The organism is Actinomadura sp. ATCC 39365, from assembly GCF_054392275.1.
Map to the genome: position 1 here is coordinate 8,255,065 of NZ_CP184335.1, position 18,621 is coordinate 8,273,685.

An 18,621-nucleotide genomic window follows, 5' to 3' on the forward strand; every position below is an offset into this window, starting at 1 on the left:
AGCCATTTGGCGATCGGCTCCGAGGACCTCGTGCAGGTTGTCCGTCACCGCGTCGGCGGCGCCCGGCAGGGCCAGCACGTCACGCGGATGGAGGGCCCTGCGGCGGCCCGCCGGCACCGGCCGCCGCCGTACGGGACCCGGGGGCCGGTCGCCGTCGTGCACCGACTCCAGCACCCGCGTCCACGTACGTCCCAGGCCGTCGCCGATCAGGGACGAGAATCGCGGGCGGGTCGCCGTGGGCGCGGCCAGCGGGGTCAGGTCGTCGTACCGGGAGAAGTGGCCGAAGGTCAGGCGTTGCGAGAGCCTGCCCAGCGCCGCATGGGCCGACCGGCGGTAACCGTTGACCGTCCGGGCGAACGCGCTGTCGGCCAGGGCCAGCTGGCGGCCGATGTTCCACGCCACCGCGTAGCTGAGGTCGAACAGCCCCTCGTCCGCCAGGTAGATCATCAGGGCGTCGGCGCTGGTGGCGTCGCGCGGCTCGACCGCCGGGTCGCCCACCGGCGGCAGCTCCTGCGCGACGAACGGGGTGAAGGGCCCCCGGTACCAGGCGTAGCTCGTCTCACCGGTCCCGGCGGCGAAGGTCAGGGGTGCATAGCCGAGTCCCAGCCGTTCGTACACGACCGGGTCGACGCCCAGGACGAAGGGGGCAGGCAGCGACAGGGAGGGGGTGGCCGCCTGGCTGTCGATGAGTCCCTGCATCAGCTGGGTGAAGCTCTCGCCGGTCTGCGGCTGGGAGACGAACGTCCAGCCGGTCAGCGACACCAGCCGGACGTCCTTCGGCCCGCTGCCGTCCTGCCGCTGCGGGACGGGGGTGCCGCCGGGGCCGAGGTAGGCGGCGTACCCCTCCAGGGAGACCAGGTGGGCGTGGTAGCGCAAGGGCGCGGGGGCGTCCTGCCGGGTGTCGGCGACCGCCAGCCGGTTCGCCACCAGCACCGACGACATCGCCTCGCCTTCGGCGGCCGACGGCACCGCCCGGCAGTGCGCCAGATAGGGCAGGTCGCCGGTCTGGGGGGCGGCTGCGGTGAAGGCGTCTCCGGTGACGGTGATGGTCTGGCACTGCGAGGCCAGGGTGGTGTCCGACAACCAGCCCTGGGGGAACGCGGGTTTGAGCACGTCCGGGTCCTCGGCCGTCAGCTCCCCCACCGTGCAGGTCGACACCGGGTTGTTCGTGCCCTCCTGGAGGCGGATCTCCCCCTCGGCGAAGACCAGCAGCGCCATCCACGGCGTGTCGCCGGCCGCGTCGCCCGGGACGAGACTGCGCTCCCACGGCAGGCAGGGATCGGTGAGCACGACGAAGGCAAGCGTCTGACCGTAGACGCCGCAGGACCCGGCCGGCGGATGGACGGTCCGGACGACGCCCCGGTCGATGACGAACTCCGGTGCCTGGACGACGAACTCCTGCTGGATGTCGTACGTGGGCGTCGATCCGTCGCCGGAGACGACCTGCTTCACCTCGACGTGGTAGGTGTCGGCCGGCAACGAGGGGACGTAGCCGTCGAAGAACTGGATCGTGCCGGGCTCGCTGACGGTCGGCATGAGGCGTGCTTTCTCCAGACCTGGTCGCATGAGTGGCATCAGCCGACCATCAGAGGCTCGGCGGCGAACAGACGGCCGGCCTCGCCGGCGAAGGACGTCATCGGGTCGTCGGGCGTGTCAGGGCCGTAGCCGAGGATGTCGAGGCCGGTCAGGATGGAGGCGCGCGCGGCGCGTACCGGGTCCGAGGCGATGCCGGAGGCGGCATCGGCGATCCGGCTGATCGTGTTGCCGCCGTTCGCCGGGGTGGGGCCCGCCGGTTGCGCCGAGCCGCTGAGCGGCAGCTGCGCGTCCGGGAGGGCGAGGTCGACCGAGGCCGGGGCGAGCCCGACGTCGACCGGTCCCGGGGTGGCGCCCGTCCGCGGCGGCCGCACGACGATCGTCAGGCCCGTCATCTGGTCCGGTACGAGCTGGGCGCCGCCTGCCGGCACGCCCCCGTTCTGGGGCGGCGCCCCCCACAGTGAGGCGGGTACGGCCGCGCGCAGCGGCGCGACGTCGAAGGCTGCGGATCTGTCGTCTCCCGCCTGGTCGGTCAGGGTGACGGTCAGGCCGGAGGAGACGCCGGTCCACCCCAGCGGGTGGACGTCGAACGTGTCGCCGCTGAAGGCGTGGGCGGACCCGACCCCGGCCGTGGTCACCGGGACGGGGGTGGTCACGGTGAAGCCGAACGTGCCACCGCGTACCGGCCACGACGTGTCGTCGCCCGAGCCGGGGCCCGAGGCGCCCGTCGGAATCATGCCGGAGGTGGGCGTGGCCGACAGGATGTTGGGCTCGGCCTGGTCGCGGGTGTCGGGGAGCATCGCCTCGACGTCGCTCCAGCCCTTGATCCGCGGCCCGGCCTGCCTGGCGGAGCCGAAGGGGACGGTGAAGGAGATGACGGTCCAGTCGACGGTGACCGTGCCGCCGGTCGGCGGCCCCCAGAACTCCAGGTCGCAGCCCAGCTCCACCGAGACGGTCGCCGAGGTGACCAGCAGGTTCATCTTGTACGAGGCGCCGATCGTGATCCCGATGCCGGCGTCGAACCAGAACGGCTTCCACCGTACGACGATGTCGGCGTGGGCGTCGAACCACGCCTTGAGGCTGCCGGACTGGTAGGTGGCGTCGAGCCGGCCGCCGACCATCATGGCGGCCGGGGTGAGGGCGAGGTAGGCGTCGCCGCTGATGGAGATGGTCGAGTCCATCGCCCAGTGGAAGCCCACCGGCGGTACGGCGGGATAGTGGGCGGGCCGCTGGAAACCGGGGTTGTAGCCCCCGAGTGTCACCACGAAGTCGCCGGCGTGGGGGTTGTCGCCGTACCAGACGAAGAAGGCGAAGCCGCCGGTCAGGACGCAGGCGGGGTCGAGCAGGAAGGAGCTGCGGGCCAGCACGGCCTGGGCCGAGAACACCCCTTCGCCGGGCGCGAACCGGACGTCGAGGTCCAGCTCGACACTGGCGTAGCACGGCTCGCCCGCCGTCCCCGTCGGGTGCGGGAACGACGCCCGCGCGTCGCCGACCAGCGAGATGACCAGCTCCTGCCCGGTCTCGACGAAGAGCATGGCCTGGGAGTCGACGAGTTCGTAGCTGGTGAAGGTGATCCCCGCGCCGAACCACAGCGCCCCGGCCTCGTCGCTCACCCACGGCGGCTGCGGCTTCCTGATGACGTCGAGCACCGTGGCGGGCGTCGGGTCGGGGCCGAAGAGCCCGGCCTTGGCGGCGGTCGAACCCGGCAGTACCTGGACGAAGGGAAAGACCTGGACCTCGTCGATGGACGGCAGGCGCAGGGCGGAGTTGTAGCCGAAGCCGAGCGCCGCGCCCGTGACGAAGAACGCGGGCGGGCCGCCGACGGCGTAGCTCAGGTCGCCGAAGACGAACATCGACGAGAAGCCCGACGCGTTGCCGTAGTAACCGAAGGCCTCCAGTGTCAGTCCGCTCGCCGAGACGATGAGCCCGCCTTCGATGTCGACGGCGTCACTGCCCGGCGGCTCCATGTTGATCAGGGTGCCGGCGATCTCCAGCGGCGGCGTGCTGTAGGCCACCCCGAGGCCCTGGAGGCAGAACTGCGGGGCGAAGCTGGTCAGGGGCGAGCCGACGCCGAGCCCGTCGAGGTTGAGCGTCAGCGGGCCGAAGGCCAGCGTGGCGTCCAGTTCGAACCACAGGGCCTGCTGGCTCGACTGGTACAGGACGCCGATGCGGTTGATCGACACGGGGCCGAAGCTGCGCTGGACGGCGAACCAGGTGGTCCCGTCCGCCGCCGGAGCGGACGCGTACGCCTGGGGCCGGCTCGGACCGCCCATGGCGACGTCGATCGGCAGCGCGTCGTCGCCGATCCGCAGGACGGCCGAGATCAGCAGGGTCCCCGCCACGCCCTGGGCCGGGAGGAGCGGGTAGTCCCCGCCGAGATCCTGGATCAGGTTGTTGACCGCGCTCGGGTCGGCGATCGGGGCGCTGGCGGCCAGGACCTTGAGGGCGCCGATCGAGACGTCCTCGACGCGGGCGAGTTCGTCGCCGACCAGCGGCAGGTCCGACAGGCTGAAACTCTGGCCGCCGGCCAGGCAGAAGGTCCAGACGCGGGTCTGGCCGGTCTTGAGCGTGACGAACGCGGCCTCGCCGTAGGTTCGCGACTGCGCTCCGAAGGCCATGCTGTCGTCGGTGAAGTGGTAGACCAGCGTGGCGCCCGTGAGCCCCAGGTCGAGGTCGGGCGGGACGGCCGGCATGGACGTCCAGCCGAAGGCGGCGGCGACGTCGGCGAACCCGAGCGGTTCCCCCTGGTCGATCCAGGAGGCGGTCATCCTGCTGCCGGCGCCGCCCAGGTCGATCTCGACGTCGAAGAACTCCTCGCCGATCTGCAGCGCGCCCACCAGCTGGTACGTCTTCTGCCCGCCGGCCGAGGAGATGACCGCCGTGACGGTGACGTTCAGCGGCCCGGTGTCGAGGCCGAGGCTGAACAACCCCTGCGCCGTACCGTAGATCTGCCAGTCGGAGCCGTCGCCGCCCTTGGCGAAGCTCATGCCGAAGTCGTCGAACTGGATGCCCTGCAGGCAGTCCGGCAGGTCGACGGTGTTGCCCGAGATCCCGTCCACCAGGTCCTTCAGTGTGACCGTACCGCTGAAACCGGCCACGATCCCGAGGTCACCGGCCGTGTCGGCGGTCAGCTCGAACTCGAACACGCCTTGGAAGACGTCCGGGAAGATCTGCGCGGTGGCGCCGAAGCCGGCCAGCACCATCGGGGAGGCGTCGAACGGCGACATGACCGAGCAGTTGAGCGTCAGGTTCTCCAGCGTGAAGTCCCCCAGCGTCCAGGACGACGTCGTGCCGATCCCGCCGGTGATGTCCAGGACCGCGGGCGTCTCGACGTTGAAGGTCGCGCCGAGGCCGGTCAGCCCGACTGAGGAGAAGACCTCCGTCAGCGCCGAGGGGATCGACTGCGTGTAGTCGACCTTGCCGATCAGCTTGATGATCTCGTCGGGCGTGATGGGCTTGCCCGTCGCCGTCATGGTGAGGCAGAGGTTCGGCGATCCCTCGATCAGCGCGGCCTGGAAGGTGCTGAACGGCTGCCCGCCGACATTGAGCGTCGAGGCGAAGGAGAGCCAGTAGGCCAGGAACCCGTTCTCGTCGGGCTCGCTGGTCACCAGGACCGTCGGCAGCGACAGGTCGAAGGACGTGTCCGCGGTGATGGGCGCGTCGATGGTGCCGGTCAGCGCCACGGCCGGCCGGTCGGTCGTGGGGTCGATCGTGCCGCACAGGACGACCGTGCCGGTGGGTTCGAGGCTGTCGATCAGCCCCAGCAGGAGGGCGGCGGGGCCGTCGAGCCCGAGGAGCGCGGCGACGTTCAGTCCCTTGGCGAGGGTGAGGGCGGGCGCCCCCGGCTGCCAGGCGTAGGCGGTCTGGGCGGCCGTGGTCACCAGGAACGCGGGCTGGGTCAGGGTCATGCTGGTGAACGGCTGAGTCTCCAGCGCCTGGAAGCTGGTGCCGAAGGTCCAGTCCGCGGGCAGGGTGGCGACGATCAGGGCGTCGACCGTGCCGCCGGTCTCAAGGGTGAGGACCACCAGCGTCGGAACCGAGGTCACCCCCAGGAAGGCGGCCGTGCCCGAGAGGCTGAGCTGGTTTCCCACGGGCGCCGGGACCTGGCCGGTGAAGGCGACGGACAAGCCGGACGTCACGTTCAGGCTGGTCCGGATCGTGGCGTCGAAGCCGGCCGCCGGGGTCAGCCCGGCCGCCGTCAGGGTGGATTCCGCGACGGTGACGGCGCCGTTCCCGTCGGCCTGGGACTGAAGGACGGTCTGCAGGTCCTGGAGACTCATTCCGCCCCTAAATGTCGATCATCAGCGGCAGGTGGTCACTGGTGCTGAACGGCAGACCGGCGTAGTCCCAGCTTTGGAAGATCTGCTCCAGGAATGCGGCGCCACCGGTGTTCGGCTGAATTCCGCCGGTTCCCAGGAGTGCCGGTGGACATTTGGTGAGCACTTTGGAGGGAAAGTGGCTGGGAAAGGGCAGCCCTCCCGTCAGTTCCGCCGTGACCCCCTGCGGCGCCGGTGGAAACAGGTTGTACGGCGTTCCGGTGTAGGTGTTGACGACGGTCAGGTTGGCGGCGGCGCCCGCGCCGCCATAAGCCGTCAGGATGTTGTCGATGGCGCCGGTGTCGCTGATCCCCGACCACGAGCTGCCCATGTAACCGAAGCGCGGATAGACATTGTGCTGCGGATCCGCCGCCACCCCCGAGTCGTTGTACGGCATCGCCACGTTGGCCGGGAGCAGGTGCGTCATGCAGTACGGTTTGCGGCTCGGGACGGGGTTGCCCGCGTGCGCCACCCGCGCGTCGAGTTCCAGCGTGTAGATGCCGCCCGAGCCGGTGAGAAGGGCCGTGAAGGCGTCGGCGGCGGGCTCGAACGTGTCCACGTTGAAGTCGCCGAGCAGGACGTTGACCTCGCCCGCGTTGACGGCGGCGATCTCGGGGACGAGCGCCATCCGCTTGACCCCGGCCCGCGCCGTGTCCGGGGAGGTGTGGACGGCGAAGAGGTTGATGCTGCGATTGCCGGCCACGTCGAGGAAGCGGGTGTAGAACGGCGCCCGGCAGCCGTCATTGGGGAACTGCAGGCGGTTGGGCGGCATCGGGGGCGGCGCCGGCGAGGGGATCGGCCGGACGGTGCCGGCGGTGTAGTACTGCCATTCGCCGGCCAGCTGGTTCTCGGCGATCGGCTGAGGGACCCCCGGGAACGTGGTCGTCCGTCCCAGGGCCGCCATCCTGGCGAGCCAGGGAGCGGGGTAGGGGGTCAGCTTCTGTGAGGTCGCGAGGGTGACCGGCTGGCTCTGCCCGACGACGGTGCCCGGCGGGCCGTAGAGCTCGTAGAAGAGGTTCGGGCCGGTGAACTGGAGCCTGTTGGCGTTGTAGAGGACGGCCACGGCCTCCTGCTGGCCGAGCCCGCCGATGTTGATCGGCGGGACGAGGCACCAGTCGGTCGCGTTGCCGAGGGTGGCGTCCGCGCGGATCTGGCCCAGCAACCGCAGGACGGCCTTTCCCGCGTTGCTGCTCGGATTCAGCGCGATGCCTTCGGCGTCGACGTCGGTGATACGCGAAAAGACCTCGACGACGACGATGAGGTCGGGGATGGGGCCGCCGGTGGGGCCGCGCATGACTTTGGTGACGATATAGCTCTGCCGGGCGGCGGACTCGTTCGTCGTGGTGACGGTCGTCGGGTCGGAGATCTTGGGCAGGGAGAAATTGCAGAGGTTCCAATAAAGGATGCGGATCACGATGGCACCTTCCCGCCCATCGGCCGTGGCGAGCCCTGGCGGTCACAGTACTTCGTGATGTGTCGGCGGCGTCGTACGCCATTCCCGGGCGGGCGGGTCAAATGCTCACCACCCGCTTTTTACCCGCCCCCGGAATCTCAACTATAAATCCACTGAGTTTTCCGGAAATTTCAGGCGGCGGCGGACGCGTCCGCCGCTGCCAAGCCCGCGGGGCGATCGTCGTCGGCGTCGCCGTCGACCAGGTCCCTGAGTGCCCCAGGTGCGGGCAGAGGGCCGTTAGACTACACCGGTGTTCGCGCGCGTTCCCCTGGCCGTCCGCTCATGGCCGGCCTGGTGGAGAGCCCGGCCGTCCTCGCTCAAGGACGGCGCGCTCGCGGCGACGCTCACCGCGCTGGCATTCGTTCCGACCCTGTCCGTCATCGGAGCGCAGATCGGCGACCTGCCACGGCGCCCTGCCGATGCCTTGGCGGTGGCGCTGACCGTGGCGCAGTCGGCGCCGCTGGCGCTCCGCAGCCGTCACCCGGCGGCATGCCTGGCCGTCGTCGGCGCCGCCTTCGCCGTTCATCAGGCGCTCTGCTATCCGCCGACGTTCGCCAGCATCGGCTTCTACCTGGCCCTGTTCACGGCCGGAGCCCAACAGCCCAGGCACCGACGCACGCTCGCGGCGGCGGTGAGCGCCGGCTACGCCGCGCTGGCGGTCGTTCTGAGCTGGTGGGGATCTGCCAACCGGATCTCGGACTTCCTCGCTTTCTACCTGGTTCTGGCGGTGATCTGGACGGCCGGTGCCGGGATGCGCCGGTGGCGGACCGAAGAGGCCGAACGGCGGCGGCTCGGCGCGCTGGCGGCCGGCGCCGACGAACGCGCCCGCATCGCCCGTGAGCTGCACGACGTGGTCACCCATCACGTGACCGCCATCGTGGTGCAGGCCGACGCTGCACAGTTCCTGGTCGGCACCGCACCGGAACGCGCAGGGCAAGGGCTGGCCGCCATCAGCGACACCGGCCGGCGGGCGCTGACGGAGCTTCGGCATCTGCTCGGCGTGCTGGAGGCGACCGGCGACGACGCGCTCATGCACCGTACGCCGGGCCTCGACAGTATTGCCGACCTGGTCGACCAGGCCCGCGTCTCCGGCCAGCCCGTCGAGCTGACCGAGCACGGCGAGCGCCTGCCTCAGCCCGTCGACGTCGAGCTGGCCGCGTATCGGGTGGTTCAGGAAGCCCTCACGAATGCCATCAAGCACGCGACGGGCCGGCCCACCAGGGTCACGGTCCACCACCGCGCCGGCCACATCGACATCGAGGTGACCACCGACGGGTCCGCTCCGGTGGAAGGTCCCGTCGTGCCGTCCGGGGGACGAGGGCTGGACGGGCTGCGCCGGCGCATCCAGATGCTGAACGGTGAGCTGTCCGCCGGCGCCCGGCCCGGGGGCGGGTTCAGCGTCCGGGCTCTCATCCCCTTCAGGAGCACCGCATGACCAGTACGCCGATCCGGGTGCTCATCTGTGAGGACCATGAGCTGGTGCGTACCGGCTACACCACGATCTTCTCCGCCCAGCCCGACATGGAGGTCGTCGGGGATGCCGCGGACGGCCGCGCGGCGCTCGAGGCCGCCCGGCGGCTGCTGCCGGACGTCGTCGTGATGGACATCCGGATGCCTGTCCTGGACGGCATCGAGGTCACCAGGCGACTGGCCGGGCCAGGCGTCGCCGCTCCGGTGAAGGTGCTGGTGGTGACCACGTTCAACGTCGACGAGTACGCCTACGAAGCACTCAGGGCGGGCGCCAGCGGCTTCCTGCTCAAGGACGCGCGGCCGAAGGAACTCGTGGACGGCGTACGCACCGTCGCGCGTGGCGACTCGCTGCTCGCGCCCGCCGTCACCCGTGCCCTCATCGGCCACTTCGCCGAGCGCCTGCGCCCCACCGACTCCGCCCGGCCGGCCCTGCAGCAGGTCGTGCGGGCACTGACCCAGCGGGAGCTGGAAGTGCTCGAACAGCTCGCCGAGGGCCTGTCCAACGCGGAGATCGCCACACGACTGTCCATCAGCACCGAGACCGTCAAGACGTACGTGTCGCGGATCCTGACGAAACTCGACCTGCGCGACCGTGTCCAGGCGGTGGTGCTCGCCTACCGGGTGGGACTGGTGTCCGCCGATCAGGGTTGACGCGGCGCCCGCGCCGACCGGTCTCCTTGCGGTCAGGCGGAGAGATTGGCGCGGTGCGGCCGAGGCTGGATCCGGCCGGCGCGGGCGGCCCGCCGCAGCAGGAGAATCGTGGGCACCATGCAGACCAGCAGCGCGAAAAGGCTGGCCTCTGGGCCGAAGACGCCGCCGGTCAGTGCGGTCGGGCCGGACAGCGTGACGTTCAGCAGGCCCTCGGGCGGCACGGCCGATCCGGAGACCGTGACACCGAAGATCCCGGCTTGGGCGAAGTTCCAGGCGAAGTGCAGGCCGATGGGCAGCCACAGCGAGCGGGTGGCGACGTAGGCGGCGGCCAGCATGGCTCCGCCCGTCAAGGCGATCGCGAACGCGCCCCACAGGGTGGCGTTGCCGTTGACCAGGTGCATCGCGCCGAACAGCAGCATGGATACGACCAGGGCGATCACCGTGCCGGTACGTTCCTCCATGATGCGGAACACCACCCCGCGAAACAGCAGTTCTTCGGCCACGGCGACGCTCGCCATCAACCCCGCGGCGCCGAGGAAGCCGCCGAAGGACCCCCAGGACAGCTCCTGCCAGCCACCGAACGCCGCGATCAGCACCATCAACCCGATGAACAGGCCCGACCCGAGCAACATCCCGCGCCACAGCTGGGACCATCGCCCCGTCTTCCCGAGTTCGGGGATGTCCGGACGGAGCTCGACGGCCCGGCACAACCAGCGGTAGCAGGTGACGGCGAGGACGGCCAGGCCGACCCCCACCGGCAGGGCGAGGATGGGTATGGGCGAGACGAGTTGGTTGATCCCGGTCATCACCGACATCACACCGAACAACGCGACCAGCAGGACGGGGAACCGGAACCTGCGCAACCGGCCACGGCCCGTGGCCGAACCGGTGTGCGAAGGGCTGGTTCTCAGATGCTCCGGGGACGCCACGATCGCGATCCTTTCGATCAAGTGGCCGCGGTGTCTTCCGCGGCTTAAGAGAGGTTAGGGATCGGAGCCAGGCATGCCATCCCCCTGGAACGGACACAGCGGTAGCTCTCAAGAGGGACCAGGAACCGTCCCGGTTTCTGTCCCCACGCGTCGCCGGCCCGCACACCGGCAGCGACCGGATGCAGGCCGCTGAACATCGTCCGGGCCGGAGCTGCTTGATCACGCGCCGACGGAGTACGGCGTCCCGCGCCGGGAACTCCAGCAACCCCGGCCGCCCCGCATGGTTGAGAACGGCACAGCCCGCCACGGACGCCATCGGCGGCCTGATCCCCATGGGAATCCGCGCCACAGGCCGCTTCCTGCCGCTTGACCTGCGCGGACGGAATTATCGGCCGGCGGCATCGCGGGGCACGCCGGGCTGATGTACAGCACGCCTGACGGCGGCACGCCCCTGACCGCTTCGCTGAACTACATGAGCGGACCTGGGAGAAGCACACACGAACCGGTGACAGATGCCTCTGGGCAACCCCTGACCGGGCTGCCTAGTTTCTTGAACGGAACCGTCTCCGTGAAGGGAGCATCGTGCGTCCGCTCAAATGTTCTGTCATCGCCGCCGCAGTGCTCGCGGCGCCCCTCCTGGCGCCCCCCGCCGCCCACGCCGAAGGCTCCTACGAGTGCTTCTTCGGCAGCATCACCCCTGGTCAGTACGGCTACCACCTCTCCGGCAACCCGTGCGACGGCACCGGATACGCCGACGTCGTGATCACGGTACGGTCCGGCTCGGCCGCCGGAACCCACCGCTGCGCCACCGCTTTCTCCTGGAACGGCTTCCTCGGCGCCGACGGCTGCAGGAAGGAACCCGGGTGAAGCCCCCGCCGCACGCCAACGGCTCCTCGGGCGTGGGCCCTGGGCAGCTTCGTCCGCCCACCCTCAAGACTCCGAAGGGAAACATTATGCGCCCCGTCCGAACGCTCGTCCTCGCCCTCGTCGCGGCAGCGCTCCTGCCCGCGACGCCGGCCGCCGCCCAGGAGCGTGTGTACGACTGCGCCCAGGGCTTCTGGTCGCTCAACCCCTACCGCGGAGGAATCGACATCCTCGCCGGCCCCTGCACGAGATCGGCGTCGGGCACGGAACCGGCCTACATCACGCTCCGGTCCGGAGTGCCCTCGCCTCCCGAGACGTTCCTGTGCCCGACGGCTGGCTATGTCAACGGCACCGTGGTCGCGTCGCAGTGCGCCCACGTGCCGCCAGCCTGACACCGAAAGCCCATTGAACGGGGTCAGCCCTGCGCCGGCTGGAGGTGGGCCCGCTCGTGGACGAGGGTGGCGAGGACGGCGCCGGTCCATATGGCGGCGGCGGTGGCGTCTCCGGCGGCTTCGACGACGCGGGCGAAGAGGGTGAGGACCACCAGTGAGCCGCCCCGGGCCAGGCGACCGCCGCCGCAACCAGGAGCTTCAGGTGTTGTTCTACCGGGCCTCCGTCAGGAGCGAGGCGAGTCCGATCGCCCCAGTGAAAGCGGCTTCGACGGCCTCCTCGGTCATGGTGCTCAGCTGGTTGATCTCCAGTACGCGTTCGATCTGGTCGACGAGGCGGAGCGAGGGTCTCGAACCCTAGCGTTGGGCCGCGAGAGTGATGCCCAGGCCGATGAACATGGTCCCGGTCGCGGCGTCGAGCCGGCGGCGCACCGCCTGCCGACCGCGCAGCCAGCCACCGATCCGCCCTGCCAGCACGCCGACCGTCGCGTCGGCCAGGAACTCCAAGATGATCAGCACCGCGCCCAGGATGGTGAACTGCAGCCAGACAGGCCCTGCCCCGGGATTGATGAACTGGGGCAGGAAAGCGACCATGAACGCGAACGTCTGCGGGTTGGCCGCAGAGGACACCACGCCGTTGAGGAAGGCTCGCCTGCCGCTCATCCCGGCGGCCGAATCGGCGGCTTGCCCCTTCCTGAGGTTGCGGAACATCTGCACGCCGAGGTAGATCAGGTACGCGGCGCCGGCGAGCCGCAACACCGTGAACACGACGGGAAACGCCGTCAACAACATGGAGAGGCCGGCTGCGGCTGCGGCGATGTACAACGCGTCACCCGTGATCACGCCGAGCGTGGCGAGCAGCCCGGCTCGGGCGCCGCCCCGCATGCCGCATCCCATGACGAACAGCATGTCGGGGCCAGGGGTGATCAGAGCAACGATGGTGGTCGCCGTGAACACGGCGAGCAGGTGCGAATCAATCGGCATTTGAACTATTTTTCCATTCATCGAGGCGCACTTAGGGACCAAACCGTTCAGGAAACATGGGAGACCTTGACGGCGCGCCCGAAGTTCCAAATCACCTGCTGTCTGTGCGGCAGGCTCATTCCTCCGAAATCCCCAGATGAACGGCACCATTGCGTGCGGCTGCGCTGTGAAGGTCTTGGTACCGGGGTCCTCGTGACGGGGGCCTGACGAACGCGGGCGTGCAACGGACACCACGGGCTCCTGGTCGCCGAGTAGTGCAGACAATGCCTCGGCTACCAGGAGCCCGCTCTTGTCGGCGTGATCAGCGAGAACGACAGCGACCATCCGGCGCCGAACCTCGGCGCGGTTCACGCGTCATGGGACTCCAGCACCTTCATGAGCGGGAGCAGGTTGATGTAGTCCCGGTAGGACACCACCTGCCCGTGGCGGACCCGGAACACGGCGATGACCCGCTGGGTGAACGGCGCTCCTGTGCCAGTGACCGTGCCGTGCGCGGTGTATTCGACGATGACCACCTCGGGGTCGACGGTCTCGTGCATTACCAGGTCGACATATTCGTCGAAGCTGATCAGCGAGCCCTTCGCGGAGACGAACGCGGCGATCTCCGCCCGGCCGCGCAGCTTGGCCGGCATGCCTTCCAGCCGGTACGGCCACTCGATCACGGCGTCGGGAGCCATGAGGTCGAGGAATCGTTCATGGTCTCCCGACCTGCCCGCCTGGAGGATGTCCGTCACGACTTTCGTTGTACGCATGTTCATTGAACGAGCGTATAGCGAAAGAGGCGATTGGGTCAACGCCCGTATAATGAGCCGGTGAGTGAGTCGTCCAAGCCCAGCCGTACGCGGGCGCAGCAGCGCCTCGACACGCAGCAGCGCATCCTCGCCGCGGCCCGGCATGCCTTCGCCGAACTGGGTTACGAACACACCACCATTCGCGCCGTCGCCGCCGCGGCCGGGGTCAACGCCGGCCTGGTGATGCACTACTTCGGCTCCAAGGAACAGCTCTTCACGCAGGCCGTCCAGGTCGAAACCCACGAACTGCCGCCCGGTGAGCCCGCCGAGGCGCTGCTGTCGATGCTGCGCAGACGCCTCGACGACGAACCGGCGGCGTCGCTGGCGCTGTTGCGTTCCGTACTCACCCACGCCGGCGCCAGTGACGACTTCCGCGACAGCGGGCGTGCCTGGCTGTCCCAGGTCGGCGAGGCCATCCCGCACCGGAACGCGCACCTGCGGGCGGCCCTGATCACGGCCATCATCACCGGCGTGGTCATCGACCGTCACCTTCTCAAGCTGAGCGCGCTCGCCGACGCCTCCGCCGACGACATCATCGAGCTCCTGCGTCCCTGCTTCGAAAGCCTGGCGGGCGAGCACACCAATCCTTGATCGGCGCGCTCGCCGTCCGCACGCAAGGTCATCGCGAGGCTGCGGATCGATGAACTGCGGGAGGAAGGCGATGGTGAAGGTGACCGCCTCCGGGTTCAGCAGATTGGTCAGCAGACCGCTGGTGAACGCGCGCCACCGGCACCGCCTGGAGTGGCGCTCCTCAGGATGGCGGCTCGATCACCGATCCGCGTAATTTCGCCGGCAGCTCGAGGGCCACCTACTTCCTGGGGGCGACCTTGGCGACGGCCCCGTTGATGCGGCCCCGTCCCTTCAAGGAGCGGCTGCTCCCGATCGGCGTGCCGGCACCGGGATCGGTGACATTCCGGGACCGGCTCCCGCGCGGCCTGAAGCCCCGGCCGCGCTGCGCGTCCCGCGTGGGCCGATCCCCGCACTCCGACAACCCGCGCGAGCCGGTCATCTCAGGCTCCGCGACAGCCACGTCGCGTCCAACGCAGGACATCGCCGACTGGCACGGCACCGCACGACGCGCCGGGCAGCGCCATATCCGTGCCGCCGGCGAGTTGCGTCGCCAGGTGGCCTTCCACTCGACGATCCGGCGAGCCTGAGCTCAGTCGACGATCGCGCCGCCGGTCAGATTGGCGATCGTCCCGGTCATGGCCCCCGCTCGATCCGAAGCCAGGAACGCGGCCGTCTCCGCGATCTCGGAGAGCGTCGGAAGCCTCTTGAGCAGCGTCCCCTGCGCCATCGCCCCGCCTTCGAGCATCTCCTGGACCGACTGCCCGGCCGCTGCCGCGGTCTGCTCGAAGAGCTCCTTGGTGTAGGAACCGGCTGCCGGCGCGTCGACGACAGCGTGGGGACGGATGCCGATGACCCGGACGTTCCCGGGCGCCAGCTCCGCGGCCAGAACCCGGGAGAACGCCTCCTTGCCGGCCGCACTCACGGCGTGCCCCAGGATGCCGCCCACGGCCAGCTTGGCACCCGGCTCCGACAGCGTCAGGATCACACCGGGACGCTCACCACCCATGTGCCGGGCCACAGCCTTGCTGGTGATGAACAGCGTCCGCAAGAAGCCGTCGATCGGCCGCATGAACTCCTCCAGCGACAGATCCGCCAGCGAAGTCCCCTGGTCGTGCTGGACACTCACGGCGTTGACGGCGATGTCGAGGCCGCCGGCCGCCGCCGCGACCGCGTCGGCGTGCTTCTCGACCGCCTCCTGGTCGAGCACGTCGACCTGGGCGGTCTCCACCTTTCCGCCCGCGGCGGCGATGTCACGCGCCACGGCGTCGAGCTTCGCCGGTGTCCGTCCGGCGATGAAGACCCTCGCGCCCTCCCGGGCGAAGACCCGTGCGATGGCGCCGCCGATGGCGCCGCCGCCTCCGTAGATCACAGCGTTCTTGTCCTTGAGCAGCAATCCGCTCATCGGTGACCTCCACATGATTGTTCTTCCGGACGGACAGGCAGGCTCCCCGGTCGCGGCCGGGCCGCCGTCCGGCACACGAGAGCTCACTTGCGTGATGCAAGCGAGGCTAGTGGGGTAGCCTTGCATGACGCAAGTGCTCCTCGGAGAGGTGGGGTCGCCATGCTGGGCAAGACCTACGACACGCAGGTGTGCTCGGCCGCCAGGGCACTGGAGGTCATCGGCGAGCGATGGAGCCTGCTGATCGTGCGCGACGTGTTGTTCGCCGGGGCGACCCGGTTCGCCGACTTCCAGCGCCTGGGCATCGCGACCAACATCCTGGCCAAACGCTTGGACAGCCTGGTCGACGCGGGCGTCCTCGAACGCCGGTCGAGCGAGGAACACCCCGACCGGAGCCGCTACGCCGCGACCCGGAAGGGACTCGACCTGGCACCCGTGATCATCGCGCTGACGCAGTGGGGCGATCGATGGGCGGCGCCCGGCGGCCCGCCCATTCTGTACCGGCACACCGGTTGCGATGGGGCGATCACCGAGCAGACCACCTGCGACACCTGCGGGGAGGTCACCGACCTCGCACAGATCCACGTCGTCCACGGCCCCGGCTTCCCCGAGGCCCTCATGATCGCGCGGAAGAATCGCCCGGAGGCCGCCGACCTGCGATAACACTCCGCTCTCAGAGATGAGGGCTCAGCCCGCCAGGCGGGATCCCGCGCCCTGCGACGGCCACACCCCGCCCCTCGCCGCCAGGACGCGATGCGGGCCGGGCCGAGCTTGCGGCCGGTGCGCAGCCGGCACACCTGCGCTTCCAGTTCCGGGGCGTGCAGTCTGACACGAGGCCCCCGTCCGGTGCAGATTCGCCAACTGCACCGCAGCGGAGGCCTCTCCATTGAGAGAACCCTTGGCTGTCAACAACGCTCGTGGTCAATACAGCTACCAGGCACCGAGTCTGCCCCAAGAGCATCCTCAGTAGCTCCCATTAGTGGCAGATCAGCGGGAGTGGTTGGGGACCGCAGGGACGGCCCCGGTTGCCGCCGCCGTCGATCACTCCTGCGGGCGGCGTGATCCAGACGAAGTAGCCCGCGTTGTGCTTGCCCACGTTCCCCGTCAGGGTGATCGGGGAGCTTCCCCGACCGATGTGGATGGCGCCTCGTACGGGATGGCCTGCCTCGTCGGTGAGCCCGCTGGGATCGCGGCCGTTTCCCTTGAACACGTTGTCGATGAACGACGACGTGGAGGAGGTGGAATTCCTGACGTAGATGCCGGCGGTGCGGTTGCCGATGAACCGGTTGCGGGCGATGGTGGCGTCCGACCGATCGCCGTACACGCCGATGGAGTTGTTCTTGAACGTGTTGTCCTCGACGAGCGTGCCCGGCGCCCAGCCGGCCCGTACCGCGATGTCGGCGTTCTTGAAGACGTTGTCGCGCAGCACGACGTTCCAGCTGTTGTTGTCCGCGCTGATCGGGGCGTTGTCGAAGACGTTGCCGGTGACGAGGCCGGCGTTGTTCTCGTTGAAGGACAGGCCGCCCGAGATCACTCTGCTCGACGTGAGCGTCGTGTAGGTGCTGCGGGCCGAGACGCGGTGCAGAGTACAGCCGTCGATGGTCAGGCGGACCTGGCGGGCGTCAACGGCGTCCACTTCGCATCGGCGGAGGGAGGAACCGCTGATGGAGAGCTCGGGCCAGGCGCCGCCGCGCAGCTTCACGGGACCTCCGGCGATCGTCATGTCGCGAAGGCCGACAGTGATGTGGGGTGTGAGGGCGTCGTCGCCGACGCTGGTGGCGAACCCTTCGATCCGGCCGTCGCGTATGACGGTTCCGGTCCAGGCGGCCCCCTGGGAGCCGACCTGAACGCCTGTGCCGGTCCCCGCTCCCCGGAGGGTGTGCCCGGCCAGGTCGATGGTCACGTTGTCGGCGCCGACGATCAGCGCGTCACCGGGGCACGTCAGATCCCCGGTCAGAGTGACGCTCGCCGTCACGACGCTCCCGCAGGTGACGGGGGCGTCTGCGGAAGCGGCGGAGGCCCGGCCAGGGCCGACGGTCGCGGTCAGCAGCAGGACGGAGCAGCCGGCTCGAACGAGCCACCGCGTCGTCGTGGAACGCCTGGGTCGGTGACCCGTGCGGAAGAACCGTTCACCGCGCATGTGCCCTCCATCGCCGATCGACGAAATGCCTGCGCCCTCCTTTCGCTGGAATGGCGCGGTCATTACCGATGTGGCCGCAACAGGACACACCTGACGGCAGCTGCCCGCATCGCCCCCGTACAACGGCGACCTGGTGCACGTCGACGTCAAGAAATTCGGCGCCATCCCCGACGGCGGCGGACACCACATCACCGACCGGCAGACCGCACACCACCACCGCCCTGGACGACGAGAGGCACTGACCTTCGTGTTCCTGCTCAGGCCGAAACTGGATGACGATCGTGAGACCGGCGGGACGAACGGGCTCTGAGCACCACCCGGCGGGTGGGGGCTCGGTGTCGCCGATTTGTCTGGGTAGCGGATGGGGTTCCAGACAATCTCCCGGACGCCCACGCTAAGCGGCGTACGCCGGTAGGCCATGGTCGCGCCTGGCGCCTGAGTACCCCGGAGCGAGGGAGACCGCTTCACGGATCCTCAACACGACCTCAACAAGGCCCGGCCTAGCTTCACTCCTACAGCGGATTCGCAAGCGAAGGAGATGACATGAAGGCCATCGCAAAGTTCGGCACCGCAGTCGCGGCGGGTACGTTCGCCCTGGTGCTCGCGGGCGGGACGGCGCAAGCGGCAACCCAGACCCTGACCCCCGCGGCGACTTCCAGCGCCGCCGGGGCCATGAGCACGCCGCCGACCCCCAACATCAAGTGGTTGTGCAACAAGCCGATCGTGAGGAAGTTCATCCCCCAGTGCAGCAGAGGCAGGGGCTGGACCCCGGAGGGGCTCAGGAAGGCGCGATGCGTGCTGGGGCACGGGCCCTACATGGGCTGGACGGGCATGCCGAAGCTCACATGGTGGCTGCACAAGTGCTACGAGAAAGACGAGTGGAAGAAGTGGTGACCCCGGGATCCCAGCCGCACATCGCCCAGGTCCCGCCTTCGGCCGTGTAGACCCAGGAGCTGTTCAGGGTTCGGATCATGTGGTTGGGACGAGGAGCCTCAGCCACATGATCGAGCTTCGGAGGCGAAGTCCGGCCTTCCGGTTCCTGAGACGGCGCCTGAGCAGGTCAGCGCGGTGAGAGCTGCGAGGGCCAATCCGGCCCCACGCCGGGCACTGCCATCCACGGGGACGGCAGGAG

The 18,621-nt window shown here is 69.5% G+C and carries 18 protein-coding genes and 1 pseudogene; 11 read left to right on the plus strand and 8 right to left on the minus strand.

From position 1 onward, the window contains the following. Nucleotides 1-37: 37 nt before the first annotated feature. From ACNF49_RS39825 to ACNF49_RS39835, 3 genes are all read left to right on the plus strand, one after another. A complete protein-coding gene (locus ACNF49_RS39825; RefSeq protein WP_482940933.1) occupies nucleotides 38-337 on the plus strand; it encodes a hypothetical protein in 300 nt (99 codons plus the stop codon). A 348-nt stretch (nucleotides 338-685) separates the two neighbouring features. Beyond that, nucleotides 686-832: a hypothetical protein gene (locus ACNF49_RS39830; protein ID WP_482940934.1), complete on the plus strand. Its 147-nt coding sequence runs from the start codon at nucleotides 686-688 to the stop codon at nucleotides 830-832. A gap of 204 nt (nucleotides 833-1,036) precedes the next feature. Beyond that, nucleotides 1,037-1,309: a hypothetical protein gene (locus tag ACNF49_RS39835; RefSeq protein ID WP_482940935.1), complete on the plus strand. Its 273-nt coding sequence runs from the start codon at nucleotides 1,037-1,039 to the stop codon at nucleotides 1,307-1,309. 265 nt (nucleotides 1,310-1,574) lie between these two features. Here the strand turns inward: ACNF49_RS39835 and ACNF49_RS39840 are convergent, their stop codons facing one another. Then, nucleotides 1,575-5,813 carry a DUF6603 domain-containing protein gene (locus ACNF49_RS39840; RefSeq protein ID WP_482940936.1) on the minus strand — a complete coding sequence of 1,413 codons (4,239 nt, stop codon included), beginning with the start codon at nucleotides 5,811-5,813 and terminating at the stop codon, nucleotides 1,575-1,577. A gap of 7 nt (nucleotides 5,814-5,820) precedes the next feature. Further along, nucleotides 5,821-7,263: a hypothetical protein gene (locus ACNF49_RS39845; protein WP_482940937.1), complete on the minus strand. Its 1,443-nt coding sequence runs from the start codon at nucleotides 7,261-7,263 to the stop codon at nucleotides 5,821-5,823. Between the two features lie 289 nt (nucleotides 7,264-7,552). On the opposite strand from ACNF49_RS39845, the gene ACNF49_RS39850 reads away from it, so the two are divergent. Both ACNF49_RS39850 and ACNF49_RS39855 read left to right on the plus strand, forming a co-directional pair. Next, nucleotides 7,553-8,737 (plus strand): sensor histidine kinase, encoded by a 1,185-nt coding sequence (locus ACNF49_RS39850; RefSeq protein ID WP_482940938.1) that lies wholly within the window; start codon nucleotides 7,553-7,555, stop codon nucleotides 8,735-8,737. Next, the gene (locus tag ACNF49_RS39855; RefSeq protein ID WP_357971458.1) at nucleotides 8,734-9,423 is read left to right on the plus strand and encodes a response regulator; all 690 of its coding nucleotides are present in this window, start codon (nucleotides 8,734-8,736) and stop codon (nucleotides 9,421-9,423) included. The genes ACNF49_RS39850 and ACNF49_RS39855 overlap by 4 nt, the downstream gene beginning before the upstream one ends. A gap of 32 nt (nucleotides 9,424-9,455) precedes the next feature. On the opposite strand, the gene ACNF49_RS39860 is transcribed toward ACNF49_RS39855, so the two are convergent. Next, a complete protein-coding gene (locus ACNF49_RS39860) occupies nucleotides 9,456-10,352 on the minus strand; it encodes a CPBP family intramembrane glutamic endopeptidase (protein ID WP_482940939.1) in 897 nt (298 codons plus the stop codon). A gap of 582 nt (nucleotides 10,353-10,934) precedes the next feature. Between ACNF49_RS39860 and ACNF49_RS39865 the strand changes: the two genes are divergently transcribed. After that, nucleotides 10,935-11,219 (plus strand): hypothetical protein, encoded by a 285-nt coding sequence (locus tag ACNF49_RS39865; RefSeq protein WP_482940940.1) that lies wholly within the window; start codon nucleotides 10,935-10,937, stop codon nucleotides 11,217-11,219. Nucleotides 11,220-11,305: 86 nt separating this feature from the next. Continuing rightward, complete coding sequence (locus tag ACNF49_RS39870; protein WP_357971461.1) at nucleotides 11,306-11,608, plus strand: hypothetical protein; 303 nt, start codon at nucleotides 11,306-11,308, stop codon at nucleotides 11,606-11,608. 23 nt (nucleotides 11,609-11,631) lie between these two features. Here the strand turns inward: ACNF49_RS39870 and ACNF49_RS39875 are convergent, their stop codons facing one another. The 3 genes from ACNF49_RS39875 to ACNF49_RS39885 form a co-directional block, all read right to left on the minus strand. Further along, complete coding sequence (locus ACNF49_RS39875; protein WP_482940941.1) at nucleotides 11,632-11,760, minus strand: hypothetical protein; 129 nt, start codon at nucleotides 11,758-11,760, stop codon at nucleotides 11,632-11,634. Nucleotides 11,761-11,962: 202 nt separating this feature from the next. Then, nucleotides 11,963-12,589 carry a LysE family translocator gene (locus tag ACNF49_RS39880; RefSeq protein WP_482940942.1) on the minus strand — a complete coding sequence of 209 codons (627 nt, stop codon included), beginning with the start codon at nucleotides 12,587-12,589 and terminating at the stop codon, nucleotides 11,963-11,965. Nucleotides 12,590-12,936: 347 nt separating this feature from the next. Further along, on the minus strand, nucleotides 12,937-13,323 hold the full coding sequence (locus ACNF49_RS39885; protein WP_482940943.1) for a nuclear transport factor 2 family protein: 387 nt from the start codon (nucleotides 13,321-13,323) through the stop codon (nucleotides 12,937-12,939). A 78-nt stretch (nucleotides 13,324-13,401) separates the two neighbouring features. Between ACNF49_RS39885 and ACNF49_RS39890 the strand changes: the two genes are divergently transcribed. After that, a complete protein-coding gene (locus ACNF49_RS39890) occupies nucleotides 13,402-13,971 on the plus strand; it encodes a TetR/AcrR family transcriptional regulator (protein WP_482940944.1) in 570 nt (189 codons plus the stop codon). Between the two features lie 568 nt (nucleotides 13,972-14,539). Here ACNF49_RS39890 and ACNF49_RS39895 read toward each other — a convergent pair. Next, nucleotides 14,540-15,343, minus strand: a complete 804-nt coding sequence (locus ACNF49_RS39895) for an SDR family NAD(P)-dependent oxidoreductase (protein WP_357971466.1) — start codon at nucleotides 15,341-15,343, stop codon at nucleotides 14,540-14,542. 168 nt (nucleotides 15,344-15,511) lie between these two features. Here ACNF49_RS39895 and ACNF49_RS39900 point away from each other — a divergent pair, with 168 nt between their 5' ends. Continuing rightward, a complete protein-coding gene (locus ACNF49_RS39900; protein ID WP_357971467.1) occupies nucleotides 15,512-16,012 on the plus strand; it encodes a winged helix-turn-helix transcriptional regulator in 501 nt (166 codons plus the stop codon). A gap of 313 nt (nucleotides 16,013-16,325) precedes the next feature. Here the strand turns inward: ACNF49_RS39900 and ACNF49_RS39905 are convergent, their stop codons facing one another. Next, entirely contained in the window at nucleotides 16,326-17,324 is a 999-nt protein-coding gene (locus tag ACNF49_RS39905; RefSeq protein ID WP_482940945.1) for a right-handed parallel beta-helix repeat-containing protein, read from the minus strand. A 289-nt stretch (nucleotides 17,325-17,613) separates the two neighbouring features. Between ACNF49_RS39905 and ACNF49_RS39910 the strand changes: the two are divergent. Further along, nucleotides 17,614-17,715: pseudogene (locus tag ACNF49_RS39910) on the plus strand (IS481 family transposase); the annotation flags it as partial. 317 nt (nucleotides 17,716-18,032) lie between these two features. Continuing rightward, on the plus strand, nucleotides 18,033-18,383 hold the full coding sequence (locus tag ACNF49_RS39915) for a hypothetical protein (protein WP_357971469.1): 351 nt from the start codon (nucleotides 18,033-18,035) through the stop codon (nucleotides 18,381-18,383). The last annotated feature ends 238 nt before the right edge of the window (nucleotides 18,384-18,621 follow it).

Excerpts from the sequence above, each read along its gene's own strand:
- ACNF49_RS39880 (WP_482940942.1), bottom strand. The coding sequence starts at position 12,589 with ATGCCGATTGATTCGCACCTGCTCGCCGTGTTCACGGCGACCACCATC.
- ACNF49_RS39915 (WP_357971469.1), top strand. The coding sequence starts at position 18,033 with ATGAAGGCCATCGCAAAGTTCGGCACCGCAGTCGCGGCGGGTACGTTC.
- ACNF49_RS39870 (WP_357971461.1), top strand. The coding sequence starts at position 11,306 with ATGCGCCCCGTCCGAACGCTCGTCCTCGCCCTCGTCGCGGCAGCGCTC.
- ACNF49_RS39840 (WP_482940936.1), bottom strand. The coding sequence starts at position 5,813 with ATGAGTCTCCAGGACCTGCAGACCGTCCTTCAGTCCCAGGCCGACGGG.
- ACNF49_RS39855 (WP_357971458.1), top strand. The coding sequence starts at position 8,734 with ATGACCAGTACGCCGATCCGGGTGCTCATCTGTGAGGACCATGAGCTG.
- ACNF49_RS39830 (WP_482940934.1), top strand. The coding sequence starts at position 686 with ATGAGTCCCTGCATCAGCTGGGTGAAGCTCTCGCCGGTCTGCGGCTGG.
- ACNF49_RS39900 (WP_357971467.1), top strand. The coding sequence starts at position 15,512 with ATGCTGGGCAAGACCTACGACACGCAGGTGTGCTCGGCCGCCAGGGCA.